The sequence below is a fragment of the Fictibacillus sp. BK138 genome (assembly GCF_004216955.1).
GTDB lineage: Bacteria > Bacillota > Bacilli > Bacillales > Fictibacillaceae > Fictibacillus.
Map to the genome: position 1 here is coordinate 1,842,631 of NZ_SGXL01000001.1, position 14,484 is coordinate 1,857,114.

Here is a 14,484-nt window from a genome sequence, read left to right on the forward strand (position 1 = left end):
GATATATACAAGGAGGCACAATAATGAAAAAAAGCTCCCCTTTCCTGGGATTAGGAAGAATTACATATCGATTCCGTATAGCTATTATAGCATTTTGGATCTTGACTACCATTCTATTGGGCTTCTTTGCGATAAAATTGCCTTCCATATTAAGCGGCAGCGGGTTTGAGATGGACGGATCATTTTCAAAAGTTGAAAATATTCTCCAAGACAAGTTTAACCAGCCTAAGTCTTCTGTAATGTTAGTCTTTGATTCAAAAAAATACAAAGCAAAGGATGAACCTTATAAACAATTTGTAAATAAGACACTTGCATCAGTAAAAGATGTTGAAGATGCAGTAGGTGTTCAGAGTCCCTATGATGCTCCAGATAAAATGATAAAAGAAAACGTTTCATTTGCCTCAATTCGATTTGATAAAAGTTTTAATGATTTAAAAAAATCCATTGATCAAATAAGAGACAGACTGCCGAAAGACAGTGATATTTCTGTCTCATTAACGGGCGGCCCTGTTATTGCTGAGGATATGAATACAGCAAGCCAGCAGGATCTAGCACGTGCAGAAGCTATTGGTATTCCAGCAGCTCTTATCATTCTATTGCTTGCGTTTGGAGGTCTAGTAGCAGCAGGACTGCCTATTATTGTTGGGTTGATCAGTGTAGCAAGCTCCCTTGGTTTATTGTACTTTTATGGATTAGAAGCCAATGTCAGTATATTTTTATTAAACGTTGTTCCTATGATCGGACTGGCATTAGGAATTGATTTTGCACTTCTTCTGGTTAACCGTTTTCGGGAGGAACTTCATCTCGGTGTTGAAAAAGCAACAATCATATCTGTACAAACAGCAGGAAGATCAATCGCTTTTTCTGGTTTATGTGTGTTTTTAGGACTATCAGGAATGCTACTTATTGATATCGATATTTTTAAAACAGTAGCTGTTGGCGGAATGGTTGTTGTTGTGTTGTCTGTCTTGAACGCTATTACATTCCTGCCAGCATTGCTTGCGGTACTTGGTAAACGGGTTAATGCACTAAAAATACTCAAAACAAAAGAAAATAATCGATCTATCTGGCATTCATTTGCATCTTTCGTGATGAAAAGGCCAGTAATAATGGCATTATTTGCAGCTATTTTGCTCATTTTCTCGGTAACACCTATTAAAGATATGAAACTTTCAATTCCAGAAGCAGAGGCTCTACCACCTGATTATGAATCTAGAACAGCATTTGAAAAGTTTGAAAAGACTTTTGGGGAAGATGAGTTGTATCCCGTTCTTATTGTTGCAGAATCAGAGAAATCATATCTCAAAGATAAAGATGCATTGCTGTCCTTAGAACGTTTAGTAAAAGACCTGAAAGAACAAGAAGAAATCACAAAAACAGAATCAATCTTTGATTATACGAATCAGTTAAGCAGCACCGAACTATTCCAATTTCTTCAGACAGAACAAGGAAAACAACAGCTATCTCCTGCTCTAGAACCTTTTGTAAATGACCGTACATCTGTTATTCGAGCATATCTATCAGTAGATGTTACAGGAAATGATGCAAAACAGTTTGTGAAAGAATGGGAAAATAAACATGAAGGTCTTTCTTTAACGATTGGCGGGGCAACTAAGTTTAACCAAGAAATCTTTGACGAGATTATTGAAAAAGCACCATATGGACTTGCTGTTGTGCTTGCAGCTACTCTGCTTATCTTAATGGTTGCTTTTAGGTCTGTCTTTATTCCACTTAAAGCAATCTTTATGAACATGCTGAGTCTAGCAGCTACTTTCGGTATACTCGTGTGGATATTCCAAAGCGGAACAATTATGGAGCCGGTAGAAATTGGACTAATGATTCCAGTCTTTACTTTTGGTATCGTTTTTGGATTAAGTATGGACTATGAAGTGTTCTTGATCTCTAGAATTCAAGAAATATATGAAGAAACAGGTGACAATGATAATGCAACATTGCTGGGGCTGACTTCAACCTCGAAGATTATCACTTCTGCAGCAGCAATAATGATCGTTATTACGGGGTCATTCGCATTTACAGATGTAATGCCAGTCAAACAGATAGGAATTGCCATTGCATTAGCCATATTTATCGATGCAACCATTGTAAGGATGATTTTTGTTCCTTCACTTATGAAACTACTCGGACACTGGAACTGGTGGATGCCTTTTTCAAAACGAAATAAAAAGCGAAGCACTCTTTAATAAGGGTGCTTTTTTCATTAAACAATAGTGGGAAATTAAAACATTATGTCCTATAATAAGAATTAGCTATTTATATTAGGGGTGTTTATATGATCGACACAGTTATTATTATCCTTCTTTCCTATTTGCTAGGCTCTATCCCCTTTGCGCTGTTAGTTGGAAAACTTGGTTATGGCATTGATATTCGTCAGCATGGGAGCGGAAATTTAGGCGGCACCAACACTTTTCGGATATTGGGTAAAAAAGCAGGATTTATCGTTTCTGCAGCAGATGTATTAAAAGGAACACTCGCTGCCAGCCTGCCCTTCATATTAAATGCAGACCTTCATCCATTAGTTGCAGGAATTCCCGCTGTTATTGGGCATTGTTATCCAGTATTCGCAAAATTCAAGGGCGGAAAAGCTGTAGCAACATCTGGCGGAGTTCTTTTGTTTGCAGAGCCCTTATTATTTCTATTGGTTTTGATTACTTTCTTTTTAACTTTATACATAAGTAAATATGTATCTCTTTCATCAATCATGGCTGGTGTAGGCTCAGTAATCTTAAGTGTTTTTCTTGCTGATAACATTACAACTTATATCCTGATTGGATTTACCCTCTTTTTATTGTATAGACATAGGCAGAATATTGTTCGGATCGCTAAGAAAACTGAGCCAAAAGTAAAATGGATCTAATGACCGTTCTTAATTTTAAGAACGGTTTTTCTTATGTTTTAAAAAAATAGGCTCTTCTCCTAAAAAAGTACAGGCGATTTCACTAAAAACTCCGCATTTGTCCGTGTCGACTTAGGTAGTCCGGTCATATTGTGTAATGTGACGTTGACCTAGACTTAAATTTTGGAGGGACTGAAATGGAAAATAAGAAAATGAATATGCCTTACGGTGACAATATGAATATTGGCATGAAGCCAGTAGCTAACATGCCTATTCACGGTGGATATGGCGGTGGCTATGGTCATGGTTATGGATGCGGATTCTTAATTATTGTTGTTCTGTTCATTCTATTAATCATTATCGGTGCTACAGCTTTCCATGGTAAAGACGACTGCGACAAAGATGAGTCATCATCATCTTCTCATTAATGTAATTATTTTATGAAAAAAAGAGAGAAGCGAATCCGCTTCTCTCTTTTAATGCACTGTGATAAAATTAGATTGCAACACATTACCAAAATTATCCATGAGTTTAACAGTGCTGATCATAAGCTCCTAGCAAGTTTTCTAGAATTTCTTCTGGTGAGTGATTCTCAATGTTATGTCTGTGGATAAAATGCACCACTTTTCCATCTTTTAAAAGAGCCATTGAAGGAGAAGACGGCGGGATATCACCGAAGAATTCTCTGATCTGAGCGGTTGCTTCTTTATCCTGTCCTGCAAATACAGTAACAAACTGGTCCGGTTTTTCTGAGTGATTCAATGATGCTACTGCTACTGGACGAGCTAGACCTGCTGCGCATCCGCATACGGAATTAATTACTACAAGTGCAGTTCCTTCAGTTTCTTGCATAAAATAATTTACTTCTTCTGGTGTTTTTAATTCTTCAAACCCAGCACGAGTCAATTCATCTCTCATGGGCTGAGCCATTTGTTTCATATATTCTTCATAGGCATTCATCAAGTATTCCTCCTGAAAACGAATCATTTACATACAATGTTATTATAACGTAAACAAGCTATTTTTTTAACTGTTTAGGCTTAACTCATGAATGTCAGAGTTTTCAATGATGTTCACTTGTTTATCTGAAGGAGCAAAGCTAGCTTTAATCAGTGCTCTGGCAACATTGCTCGCATCAATCGGTCTATATTTTTTGGGGAAAATGTAAGGAATGATTGAATAGACCTTTTCTGCTAATCTTTCTCCGAAACGAAATTCGTTACGATCTCCAATTAATAAGGAAGGTCTTATTATAGTAAGATTATTTATATTTAAGGAAATCAATTGTGTTTCCATCTCCCCTTTTACACGGTTGTAAAAGAACGATGATTTGGAATTTGCTCCCATTGCAGAAATGATTGCAACATTTTGAACGTTTAACTTAATTGCTAATCTTGCAAGTTTCACAGGAATATTGAGGTCGACCTCTTTAAATCTTTCTTTTGTTTGTACCTTTTTCATAGTAGTACCAATACAAATGATCATGTTATCTGCCTCTACGTTCTCAATCTCATATTCTGATTTTGTAAAGTCAAATAAAATCTCTTTAATTTTTGGATGTTTTATTTCTAATTTATTTCTAACGAGCAGTATTATTTCTTTGCAACACTGGTCAGCAATAAGCTGTTTTACAACTTCTTTGCCAACAAGACCGCTTGCCCCTGCTACAATAACAGTTTTTTCATTCATACTTAAAAATCCCTTCTGCTTATTAAAATCTAAGAAAATATTAAGACAGGCTGGTGCTAATTTTGGAACATACTTATTTTATCACTGGATTTCCAGGTTTTATAGCTACAAAACTATTAGAAGCACTTCAAAACAAATATCCTTCATCACAATTTTATTTACTTACTCTAAAACAAGAGAGAAAAATTGCTGAGCAAAAACTTAAAGATTACGGAAAAAACACCGTTTTATTAGAAGGCGACATAACCAAAGAAGGACTTGGTCTACCTGATTATTTGAGTAGAGAAATAGCTGAAAAAATAACACATTGTATCCATCTGGCTGCTCTTTACGATCTAACTGCAGCTTATTCCCCTTCTTATTCTTGTAATGTCATTGGTACTGAACATGTAATAAAATTCGTGAAAACATGTAAAAATATTAGACGGTTTGGTTATTTCAGCACTGCATATGTATCAGGGAATGAAAAAGGAAAAATAGTAGAATTCAGCTTGTCAGAACCTGCGGGCTTTCGCAACTATTATGAACAAACCAAGAATGAGGCAGAACGTATAGTAAGAATGAATATGGATGAAATGCCAATCACCATTTTAAGACCTGGAATCATAGTAGGTGATTCAAGAACTGGTCAGACAATAAAGTTTGATGGTCCTTATTTTATGATGCAATTCTTAAGAAGACTATCTGCCCTGCCAATCCCTTACATCGGCCGTACTGCTTCTAACATTCACCTTGTTCCGGTTGACTTTATTATTAATGCTTCTGTATTCCTTTTGCACGATAAACGGGGTGAATCCAAAACTTATCATTTGTTAAGTCCATCATCGCCAAAGATTCATGATGCGTATACGTTAATATGCAAAGAGCTTAATGATAAGAAGCCTAGCTGGCATTTACCTCGAACAATTGCGGATCGAATGTTATCGATTTCGTTTATATCAAAATGGCTTGGAGTACCCCGTGAAACACTTTCTTACTTTTCACATGAAGCAGATTATGATACTTCTCAACTAGTCCAGGATCTAGAAGGTACTGGAATAACGTGTCCGCCATTTGAAGAATATGTGCCGGTTCTTGTCCGGTATTATAAAGATAATGCTGCTGATGTTTCATTAAAGCGTTATTAGTAAAAATAAGCACACAATCCTAAAGTAGAGGTGAACTTACTTTTGGAAGTCTGATTTTTTTATTGTATTGGCGAAAATTTGTCGATTACCGGCAGAAACAACCAATCTATCGGAGAAAGCTCCACTTTTATCGGAAAACGTGTAACAGAATAAAGAACACGTACCGTAAAAACTACCAATAACCAATAACGAAAGCCCCTTTCAACCAAGGTGCGGGGAGAATAAACTCTATTAAGAGGCATGACCTCAAAAGCTTTTATACTTTTGAGGTCATGCCTTTGTTTTAAACGAGACTGTTGTTCTTACTGACAACTTTTGCCCCTAGTGTATTTTTAAAATGGGATAGTGCCCATTCATGTCCTGGCTGGCTAAAACTTTGTACTGCATCCTCGTGTATCACAATTGAAAAACCTTTATTGTAAGCATCTACCGCAGTATGTAATACACAAATGTCAGTACATACTCCAGTCAGATGTACTTCTTGAATATTCCTCTCCCTTAGTTTAATCTCCAGATCTGTACCCGCAAAAGCACTATAGCGTGTTTTATCGAGCCATAAAATATTTTTTTCCGGCCGAGCCATGTTCTCAACGAATACATTCTTGAGCTTTCCGTACAGTTCCCTGCCTTCAGTATTCCTGATATTGTGTGGGGGAAACAGTTTGCTTTCTGGGTGATAAAGATCGTTTTCGTCATGAACATCTACTGCAAATACAACATAATCCTCATTTTTAATAAATTCTTCAGTGACTGCTGTAATTCTCTCTTCAATTTCCTGACCAGGTTTTCCGCATGTAAGCTTTCCTTCATCAGCGACAAAATCATTCGTGTAATCAATTACTACTAAAGCTTTCATTTTTTCCTCCTATTAATCAAGTGTTTCAATTTCAACACTTCGTATTCCTTGAATTTTTTTTACATCGTCATACAGATCAGTGGTGTACCTTTTTTCATAAATAGAAGCAGCCATCTCCATTTTCCGGTTATCATTCTCGAGGTCTTTAATTCTTACGTTTACAATACGTACGTTCAGCTCGTTGATCTGTTTCATCACATCACTCATGTTTGTTTCAGGTTCAACGATTAATTTTAACTTTACATCAATCTGTCTCAATGCCTTCGGGCCGATCCATTTCATGATCAAAGGTATTAATTCTACGCTGATTAAAATTAATAAAGCTCCAGCTGCAGCTTCTTTGTAAAAACCTGCCCCAGCTGCAATTCCTAAACCAGAAGCCCCCCAAATCATTGCAGCCGTGGTAAGTCCTGAAATGACATCATTGCTTCTTCTTAATATGACCCCAGCACCAAGAAAACCTATTCCGCTTACTATCTGTGCTGCGAGACGCATGGGGTCCATAACGGTTTGTCCCGATACGGTAGAGAATTGTTCAGCTGATTCTATGCTTACAATAGTGAGCAAACAACTGCTGATTGAGATGACAAGGCTTGTTTTAAGCCCTACTGGTTTGTTTTTTAATTCGCGTTCGATACCGATTATTAATCCGAAAAAAGCGGATATCCCTAATTTAACTAAGACAACACTCATGATGTTTGCACCTCTTCTCTGTTTTTGCCCTTACTTAATAATACGCAAACCACAGTATATATTCCTTCTAAACATTAAGCTGATTAATTTGAATTGGTAACGGTTTTCCGTTTATAATAAGAAAAGCTTTATTATCTGAAAATAAAAATAATTCTGTAAAGGAGGGTTGGGTGTTCAGTTTTCTATAACACAACACACTCAAAGGAGGAAGATCCGTGTTACCTAAAAAACAGAAAAACTATGAAGGACCAAGGTATAGCGAAATTGTTCATTCCAATTACTTTAAACAGCTGATGGAAGAAAAAAAGCGTTTTATCTTACCGATGACTTTATTTTTTTTACTGTTTTATTTCAGCCTTCCCGTCCTGACAGCTTATTCGAATGTCTTAAATAATAAGGCAATAGGCGATATATCCTGGGCATGGATATTTGCATTTGCGCAATTTATAATGACGTGGGCACTTTGCATGATCTATACAAAAAAAGCAAAGCGATTTGATGAACTTGCAGAAAAAGTTGTATCTGAAATGGATAAGGAGGTCTCTTCATGAATGGTACAGCATTCACTTTATTCTTAGCAATCGTTGCCCTTACTTTGGTCATTACATATTTTGCTTCCAAAAGGACGAAAACAACGAGTGATTTTTATACAGCTGATGGCGGACTAACTGGAATGCAGAATGGACTGGCCATCGCAGGAGATTATATGTCGGCTGCGTCGTTTTTGGGTATTGCAGGTTCAATCGCTTTAGCTGGATTTGATGGCTTCTTCTATAGTATCGGATTTTTAGTTGCTTATCTTGTTGTTTTATATCTAGTAGCGGAACCTCTTCGGAATCTAGGGAAATATACGATGGCAGATATGATTGCTGCGCGTTTCAATGATAAGAAAGTTCGCGGTGTTGCAGCATTAAATACCATGGCAATCTCGACATTCTACATGGTTGCTCAGCTTGTTGGCGCAGGAGCGCTTATCAAACTCCTTCTCGGAATCGATTATGTATATTCAGTACTGATCGTTGGAGTATTGATGACTGTATATGTTGTATTTGGAGGAATGACTGCTACGTCCTGGGTGCAGATTGTAAAAGCAGTTCTTTTAATGATTGGGACTTTTATTATATCAATTATGGTTTTTGCAAAGTTTGGATTTAGTTTTACAGAGATGTTTGCACAAGTTAAGCAATCTACTCCATTAGGAGAGTCTTTCTTGAATCCGGGCAACAAGTTTAAAGATCCGCTCGATACGATTTCATTGAATTTAGCACTTGTGTTAGGGACAGCTGGACTTCCGCATATATTAATTAGGTTCTTTACTGTTAAAGATGCACCAACAGCGAGAAAGTCTGTTGTTTATGCGACATGGCTTATAGGTGCTTTTTATATCATGACGATTTTTCTAGGATTTGGTGCTGCAGCTTTTGTTGGACAAGACAACATCGTAGCGGCAAATGCCGCAGGAAATATGGCCGCTCCCTTGTTAGCACAAGTATTAGGCGGTGAATTTTTATTCGCATTCGTTTCAGCTGTTGCTTTCGCGACTATCTTAGCTGTAGTTGCCGGTCTAGTTTTATCAGCAGCTTCAGCCTTTGCTCATGACTTCTATACACACATTGTCCGAAAAGGAAAAGCTACAGAAAAAGAACAGATGAAAGCAGCAAAATGGGCATCTGTAGGTGTTGCGATCATATCCATTATTTTAGCTTTGTTCGCTCAAAAATTGAATGTGGCATTTCTGGTATCGCTTGCTTTTGCAGTTGCTGCCAGTGCGAATCTTCCAATCATTTTATTAACGATTTTTTGGAAACGCTTTAACACTGCCGGTGCCGTTACTGGTATGCTTGTGGGATTATTAAGTTCTCTTATTCTTGTAGCGCTGTCTCCAAGTGTCTGGTCTCCAGTTGAGGGAGCAGCCATTCTAACGGGAGAAGCTATTTTCCCTCTTGCTAACCCCGGCATTGTCTCCATCCCTCTTGGGTTCTTAGGCGCATTTGTAGGAACAATGCTATCTAAGCCATCTGATGAAGACAAGTTTAATGAAATTCTCGTAAAAGCTAACACAGGTTCAGGTTTACGTAAAGGAGCATAAAGGAAAAACCGGCTGTCACTCAGCCGGTTTTTCACTTTTATCCGCATTCTTTGGAACGAACGGATAAAACAATATTCCAGATGCAAGCAGTGCAATTCCGAAAAGGAATGTTTTGATATCTGCTGTTCCTGCATAAATAACCCAGATCGAATAAATCGCTGCTAATGCTGCAATAATACCATCTGTCGTTCTTTTATTGCCGGATTTATCATACGTCTCCCCTTTTATTACGAGTTTTAATTGATAAAGGGATGCGACAATATAAGGAACTAAAAACGCAAGTGTAGCTATAAATATCATAAAATCAAATGCTTGTGCCATGGATTGTGAAACCACTGAAAATAAAAAGAGCTGTGTACATAAGTTAGTGACCCATAATGAAAAGACGGGAGCTCCTTTTATATTTTCCTTTAAAAACGCAGGTATAAACATTCTTTGCTGGGCTGCCTGAAAAGGTACTTCAGCTGAAAGCAGTACCCAGCCAATCGTTGCTCCTAATAATGAAATAACTCCGAGAAGTGCCATGATCATACTTCCTGATGGGCCAATTGCAACCATTAACGCATCAACCAGCGGCTTTTGGGAAGAGACTAATTCATTTTGAGGAAGAGTCCCCATAACTAGTAGTGTAATGCTTAAATAAAGTGCCAGAGCGATTAAAAGCCCTAAAATAGTTGCTTTTTTAACATCGCTCTTTTTTTTGGCACGTGTTGAGAATACTACCGCAGATTCTACACCAACAAACGCCCAAAGAGTTGCGATCGCTGCATTATTGATCTGACTTAAAAATCCGTTAGCTACTCCTCCTTCTCCTTCAATAGGCTCGTAAAAAGGAACAATGTTACTGCTTTGAAAAGAATACATGCATGCAAAAATGAATAATAAGAACCCTAATACTTTTGCAGCAGTAGCGATAAAGTTTACTTTTCCAGCACCTTCAATTCCATTTAATATTAAGAGGTGCACTCCCCACAGAAGAATCGTACATACGACAAATGTTATGACTCCACCAGTAGTTATCGTAGTTCCCAGTACTTTGAACAAGGCATTTGAACTTGTCATAACAGGAAAGAAAGTAGATAAATAACTAGCAAAAGTTGTTATGATAGCAACGTTTCCTGACCAGTTAGCAACCCAGTAGCCCCAGCTGACAAGGTATCCGCTTAATAAGGCAGATTTTTTATTTTCCTCAAATAATGCTTTAGCATAGTTTTGCGGGCCTCCATTTAATTCTGGTTTTCTAAGAGATAAATTCCCAAATACCAAAGCGGTCATTAATACACCAAAACCGGTAATTACCCAAGCTGAAATCACTCCTGCAGGACTAGCCACTTCTGCTAGAGATCTTGGCAGCATGAAGATTCCTGACCCTACCATATTTCCGACTACTAAAGCTGTTAACACCCAAAACCCTAGATTTCTTCTCAATGATAATACCACCTTTCGATCATCATTTATTTTACCCAAGGGGTTGATATTCAACTCATCACTATTATGAATCGTTTTTTCATGTGATGATTCAGTGGCAAAAAAAAGAAGCCTTTATAGAGGCTCCTTTCTTTATATTTGAAGATAAGTTTTATCGTTTTCCTGTATAATTTTTTCTTCCTTCATAAGCTTTCCAAGAGCTCTTTTAAAAGCAGCTTTGCTCATTTGGAATGTTGCTTTTATTTCATCAGGTGATGACTTATCCGTTAAAGGCATCTGCCCTTTATTCTCTCGCAAGTATTGATAGATCCGTTCCGCATCTTCACTATAAGCTACTTCTTTTCTAGCTTTCATAGACAGATTAATTCTTCCATCTTCGCGTACAAAAGCCACTCTTGCTCCCAGTTTTTGCCCCAAACGCGGCTTTACTTTCAATTCATCATTATGAATAAATCCAATGTGCTGTTCATCAGTAAACACTAATACGCCAGATTCATTGATTTTATAAACATATCCCGATGTTTGTTGATTAAAAGCTGCTTCAGTTGCTGCTTCTGCTTGTTCAACCATCTCTTCCTCGGTAGCTAAATCAGCAAATAAGCGGCCTTTTTTATCAAGTTTCATACCAGAATACAATTTATCACCAATATGTGGCCATTCATCCCACGATTCAGGGAGATCGTCTTTTGAAAGAAGAAGATCTTTTTTGATGCCAATATGCAAAAATACTCCAAGCTTATGATTTACCCCAGCTACTTCCAGCCAAGCCAAAGAATCAAGTCTTACTTTTGGAATGGTTTCGGTCGCTGCTATTCTCCCTTCATGGTCCTGATAGAGAAAGACTTCAACACTCGCACCCTCTTCATACTTTCCTTTTGCTTCAGCTTTATGCAAAAGCACTTCTTTTCCGTCTTCTAAATCTAAAACGTACCCTAAATCTGAATCTCTGAGTACTTTTAGGGTATATACTAATCCAGGTTTTTTTGATTCCATCGTTTCATTCCTTTTCTGTTGATCAATTAAGAAGGCTGTTTACTTTGTTGTTTTTGTAAGAGGTTAATTTCCGCTACAGGACTCACTTTCCGCATGGTGTGCTGTGAGCCCCCTCGTCGCCTCGCGACCTTGAGTGGTCTCACCTGTCCCACTCATCCTGCAGGAGTCTCGCCCTTCCTCTCCAATTAACTATTCAATGAAGAATTTCGACAAACTCTGTTAGTTGTAACATCTTTTAGAAAAGAGGGTTAAAGAAAAAAAGAAAAACCTACATAGTAGGTTTTCGCCTTCTTGTTTCTTTTTATTCATCTTTATTATCTTTTGTTGCCTCAAGCTCCATTAGTTTTTTTACTAGTATGTGCTGAGGCATATGCATTAATTGCTCTAGTGGTACATTTAATTCTTTTGCTAATTTAACCGCGGTTTCAGCAGAAAGTTGTAATGGTTTCATATGCTTCCCTCCAGCAAAAAGTTTAGCAGCAAAATAAGCTGTTCACTCATTTTTTTAGAATAGGCCAACTGCTTTGCCGTCTTCTGTAACATCCATATTATTAGCAGCAGGAACTTTTGGCAGCCCAGGCATTGTCATCACATCACCTGTTAACGCCACAATAAATCCAGCACCAATAGATGGTTTTAATTCTCTGATCGTTATTGTAAAGTTTTCGGGACGGCCGAGTTTTTTAGGGTCATCTGAGAAAGAATATTGTGTTTTAGCCATACAAATAGGCAGCTTGTCCCAGCCAAACTCACTATATTGTTTCATTTGCTTTAAAGCTTTAGGTGAAAATTGAACCTCACCTGCACCATACACTTTTTTACATATCGTTTCAATTTTTTCAGAAATCGATAAATCAAGTTCGTATAATGGGCTATATTCATTCTTCTCATTTTCAATCGTCTCTAGTACTCTTTTTGCAAGTTCTTCTCCGCCTTCTCCACCTTTTGCCCATACATCAGCTTCCTCTGAAGCGACACCTTTTTTACTGCACCAATCTTTAATAAAAGCGATTTCTTCTTCGGTGTCTGTAACAAACTTATTGATGGCTACAACAACTGGAACTCCAAATAGTCTTAATGTTTCAAGGTGTTTTTCCAGATTTGGCATTCCTTTTTCAAGGGCAGCAAGATCAGGAGTTTTCAAATATTCTTTCGCTAGTCCGCCATGCATCTTGAGTGCTCTAACTGTTGCGACTATCACAACCGCACTAGGATTAATTCCTGCATATCTGGCTTTTATATCTAAAAACTTTTCAGCACCTAAATCGGCTCCGAAACCTGCTTCGGTAACTACCATCTCACCAAGCTTGGATGCTAGCTTCGTTGCAATTACACTGTTGCAACCATGAGCAATGTTTGCAAAAGGACCGCCATGAACAAGGGCTGGAGTATTCTCAAGTGTTTGGACAATATTAGGACGGACAGCATCTTTTAATAGAAGTGTTAACGCACCATGTGCATTTAAATCTCCAGCTGTTACAGGCTCATTATCATAATCGAATGCTACGACCATTTTTGAGAGTCTGAGCTTTAAATCTTCAAGGTTATTAGCCAAGCAAAAAATGGCCATGATTTCTGAAGCAACTGTAATGTCAAAGCCATCTTCACGAGGTACACCTTGAACTGGTCCGCCTAAACCGATAACAATCTTTCTCAAAGCACGATCGTTCATATCCAAAGCGCGTTTCCAAACGATTCTGCGTGGATCAATATTCAATGAGTTGCCTTGATGGATATGATTATCAATTAGTGCAGCTAGTGCGTTATTTGCAGTCGTGATCGCATGAAGGTCTCCAGTAAAATGCAGGTTGATATCTTCCATCGGCATGACTTGAGAGTAACCCCCGCCTGCTGCACCGCCTTTTATCCCCATGCTAGGGCCAAGAGAAGGTTCGCGTAAAGCGATAATCGTTTTCTTTCCAACGCGGTTAAGTGCTTGTCCAAGTCCAACAGTGACAGTTGATTTACCTTCCCCTGCTAGCGTTGGACTGATTGCTGTAACTAAGACTACTTTTCCATCCTCAACATTTTGAAGCTTTTGAAATAGATCTAAGGATAGTTTCCCTTTATATCTTCCATAAGGTTCCCAATCATCTTCATCAATTCCCAGTTGTCCTACAATTTCTTCAATGCGCAGCATCTTAGCTGATTGGGCAATCTCGATATCACTTTTATACGTAACCTTTTCTAGCATGTTGATTAGACCCTCCATATGTAAAATTGTCTCCACCCTCTATTGTATATGAAATAAGTATGTGATGCGATTAGTTTTTATATGATAACTTTAATTCGTTTAGTTTACTTGAATTCAGGTTATCGTATAATAGAAATGGAAAGATATTCTTAAGGAGGCACCTTAATGGCAAAAATTGATGTACAAGGCTATGGAACGTATAACATCGAAAATGGCAAAAAACTTGTTTTGGCACTTGAAGACAATGGGATTGATATTCTTCACCGCTGTGGAGGAAAAGCAAAATGTACTTCTTGCCGTGTAGAAGTATTATCCGGTGATCTTGGTCCAATTGGAGAAAAAGAAGCTAACATCATTGAAACAAAAGGCTTATCCGGCAACGTCAGACTTTCATGTCAGATTTGCGTAAGTTCTGATGCGTCGATCAAACCTGTACTTACTGTAAGTTCCGAAGGTTTAGATGCTGGACCTCGTCCGGCTGAAGAATGCGAATAAAAAAAGGGCCGTGGGGGCCCTTTTTTTGTTGTTAAATGTTGAAATATTAATAAAACTTAGTTAAAA

15 protein-coding genes are annotated in these 14,484 nt (G+C 37.9%); 7 read left to right on the top strand and 8 right to left on the bottom strand.

What is annotated here, in order from left to right; translation table 11 throughout:
• Positions 1–23 precede the first annotated feature (23 nt).
• The 3 genes from EV282_RS09095 (at position 24) to EV282_RS09105 (ending at position 3,282) form a co-directional block, all read left to right on the top strand.
• Positions 24–2,201, top strand: a complete 2,178-nt coding sequence (locus EV282_RS09095) for an MMPL family transporter (RefSeq protein WP_130295537.1) — start codon at positions 24–26, stop codon at positions 2,199–2,201.
• Positions 2,202–2,290: 89 nt separating this feature from the next.
• A complete protein-coding gene (gene plsY / locus EV282_RS09100; protein ID WP_130295538.1) occupies positions 2,291–2,875 on the top strand; it encodes a glycerol-3-phosphate 1-O-acyltransferase PlsY in 585 nt (194 codons plus the stop codon).
• 227 nt (positions 2,876–3,102) lie between these two features.
• Complete coding sequence (locus EV282_RS09105; protein ID WP_278043783.1) at positions 3,103–3,282, top strand: YjcZ family sporulation protein; 180 nt, start codon at positions 3,103–3,105, stop codon at positions 3,280–3,282.
• A gap of 103 nt (positions 3,283–3,385) precedes the next feature.
• On the opposite strand, the gene EV282_RS09110 is transcribed toward EV282_RS09105, so the two are convergent.
• Both EV282_RS09110 and EV282_RS09115 read right to left on the bottom strand, forming a co-directional pair.
• Positions 3,386–3,817, bottom strand: a complete 432-nt coding sequence (locus EV282_RS09110; protein ID WP_130295539.1) for a BrxA/BrxB family bacilliredoxin — start codon at positions 3,815–3,817, stop codon at positions 3,386–3,388.
• A gap of 63 nt (positions 3,818–3,880) precedes the next feature.
• Complete coding sequence (locus tag EV282_RS09115) at positions 3,881–4,543, bottom strand: NAD(P)H-binding protein (protein WP_130295540.1); 663 nt, start codon at positions 4,541–4,543, stop codon at positions 3,881–3,883.
• 62 nt (positions 4,544–4,605) lie between these two features.
• Here EV282_RS09115 and EV282_RS09120 point away from each other — a divergent pair, with 62 nt between their 5' ends.
• Positions 4,606–5,670, top strand: coding sequence for an SDR family oxidoreductase (locus tag EV282_RS09120; protein WP_165389406.1), 1,065 nt, complete (start codon positions 4,606–4,608; stop codon positions 5,668–5,670).
• 283 nt (positions 5,671–5,953) lie between these two features.
• Here the strand turns inward: EV282_RS09120 and EV282_RS20425 are convergent, their stop codons facing one another.
• Both EV282_RS20425 and EV282_RS20430 read right to left on the bottom strand, forming a co-directional pair.
• On the bottom strand, positions 5,954–6,526 hold the full coding sequence (locus tag EV282_RS20425; RefSeq protein ID WP_207224287.1) for a cysteine hydrolase family protein: 573 nt from the start codon (positions 6,524–6,526) through the stop codon (positions 5,954–5,956).
• Between the two features lie 12 nt (positions 6,527–6,538).
• The gene (locus EV282_RS20430) at positions 6,539–7,219 is read right to left on the bottom strand and encodes an MgtC/SapB family protein (protein WP_077364405.1); all 681 of its coding nucleotides are present in this window, start codon (positions 7,217–7,219) and stop codon (positions 6,539–6,541) included.
• A gap of 215 nt (positions 7,220–7,434) precedes the next feature.
• Between EV282_RS20430 and EV282_RS09130 the strand changes: the two genes are divergently transcribed.
• Together EV282_RS09130 and EV282_RS09135 are read left to right on the top strand one after the other, a co-directional pair.
• Positions 7,435–7,770, top strand: a complete 336-nt coding sequence (locus EV282_RS09130; RefSeq protein WP_242611846.1) for a DUF485 domain-containing protein — start codon at positions 7,435–7,437, stop codon at positions 7,768–7,770.
• On the top strand, positions 7,767–9,308 hold the full coding sequence (locus tag EV282_RS09135; RefSeq protein WP_130295542.1) for a solute symporter family protein: 1,542 nt from the start codon (positions 7,767–7,769) through the stop codon (positions 9,306–9,308). Before EV282_RS09130 ends, EV282_RS09135 begins: the two co-directional genes overlap by 4 nt.
• Before the next feature lie 15 nt (positions 9,309–9,323).
• On the opposite strand, the gene EV282_RS09140 is transcribed toward EV282_RS09135, so the two are convergent.
• The 4 genes from EV282_RS09140 to EV282_RS09155 form a co-directional block, all read right to left on the bottom strand.
• Complete coding sequence (locus tag EV282_RS09140) at positions 9,324–10,736, bottom strand: amino acid permease (protein WP_278043768.1); 1,413 nt, start codon at positions 10,734–10,736, stop codon at positions 9,324–9,326.
• A 132-nt stretch (positions 10,737–10,868) separates the two neighbouring features.
• A complete protein-coding gene (locus EV282_RS09145; protein WP_130295544.1) occupies positions 10,869–11,729 on the bottom strand; it encodes a CvfB family protein in 861 nt (286 codons plus the stop codon).
• A 301-nt stretch (positions 11,730–12,030) separates the two neighbouring features.
• A complete protein-coding gene (locus EV282_RS09150; protein WP_130295545.1) occupies positions 12,031–12,180 on the bottom strand; it encodes a YycC family protein in 150 nt (49 codons plus the stop codon).
• Positions 12,181–12,234: 54 nt separating this feature from the next.
• Complete coding sequence (locus tag EV282_RS09155) at positions 12,235–13,923, bottom strand: formate--tetrahydrofolate ligase (RefSeq protein ID WP_130295546.1); 1,689 nt, start codon at positions 13,921–13,923, stop codon at positions 12,235–12,237.
• A 165-nt stretch (positions 13,924–14,088) separates the two neighbouring features.
• Here EV282_RS09155 and EV282_RS09160 point away from each other — a divergent pair, with 165 nt between their 5' ends.
• Positions 14,089–14,418 carry a 2Fe-2S iron-sulfur cluster-binding protein gene (locus tag EV282_RS09160; protein WP_130295547.1) on the top strand — a complete coding sequence of 110 codons (330 nt, stop codon included), beginning with the start codon at positions 14,089–14,091 and terminating at the stop codon, positions 14,416–14,418.
• The last annotated feature ends 66 nt before the right edge of the window (positions 14,419–14,484 follow it).

Bases quoted from the DNA above. Each gene is read 5' to 3' on its own strand.
- EV282_RS09115 (WP_130295540.1), bottom strand. From the start codon at position 4,543: ATGAATGAAAAAACTGTTATTGTAGCAGGGGCAAGCGGTCTTGTTGGC.
- EV282_RS09150 (WP_130295545.1), bottom strand. From the start codon at position 12,180: ATGAAACCATTACAACTTTCTGCTGAAACCGCGGTTAAATTAGCAAAA.
- EV282_RS09095 (WP_130295537.1), top strand. From the start codon at position 24: ATGAAAAAAAGCTCCCCTTTCCTGGGATTAGGAAGAATTACATATCGA.
- plsY (WP_130295538.1), top strand. From the start codon at position 2,291: ATGATCGACACAGTTATTATTATCCTTCTTTCCTATTTGCTAGGCTCT.
- EV282_RS09145 (WP_130295544.1), bottom strand. From the start codon at position 11,729: ATGGAATCAAAAAAACCTGGATTAGTATATACCCTAAAAGTACTCAGA.
- EV282_RS09105 (WP_278043783.1), top strand. From the start codon at position 3,103: ATGAAGCCAGTAGCTAACATGCCTATTCACGGTGGATATGGCGGTGGC.
- EV282_RS09135 (WP_130295542.1), top strand. From the start codon at position 7,767: ATGAATGGTACAGCATTCACTTTATTCTTAGCAATCGTTGCCCTTACT.
- EV282_RS09155 (WP_130295546.1), bottom strand. From the start codon at position 13,923: ATGCTAGAAAAGGTTACGTATAAAAGTGATATCGAGATTGCCCAATCA.
- EV282_RS20430 (WP_077364405.1), bottom strand. From the start codon at position 7,219: ATGAGTGTTGTCTTAGTTAAATTAGGGATATCCGCTTTTTTCGGATTA.
- EV282_RS20425 (WP_207224287.1), bottom strand. From the start codon at position 6,526: ATGAAAGCTTTAGTAGTAATTGATTACACGAATGATTTTGTCGCTGAT.
- EV282_RS09160 (WP_130295547.1), top strand. From the start codon at position 14,089: ATGGCAAAAATTGATGTACAAGGCTATGGAACGTATAACATCGAAAAT.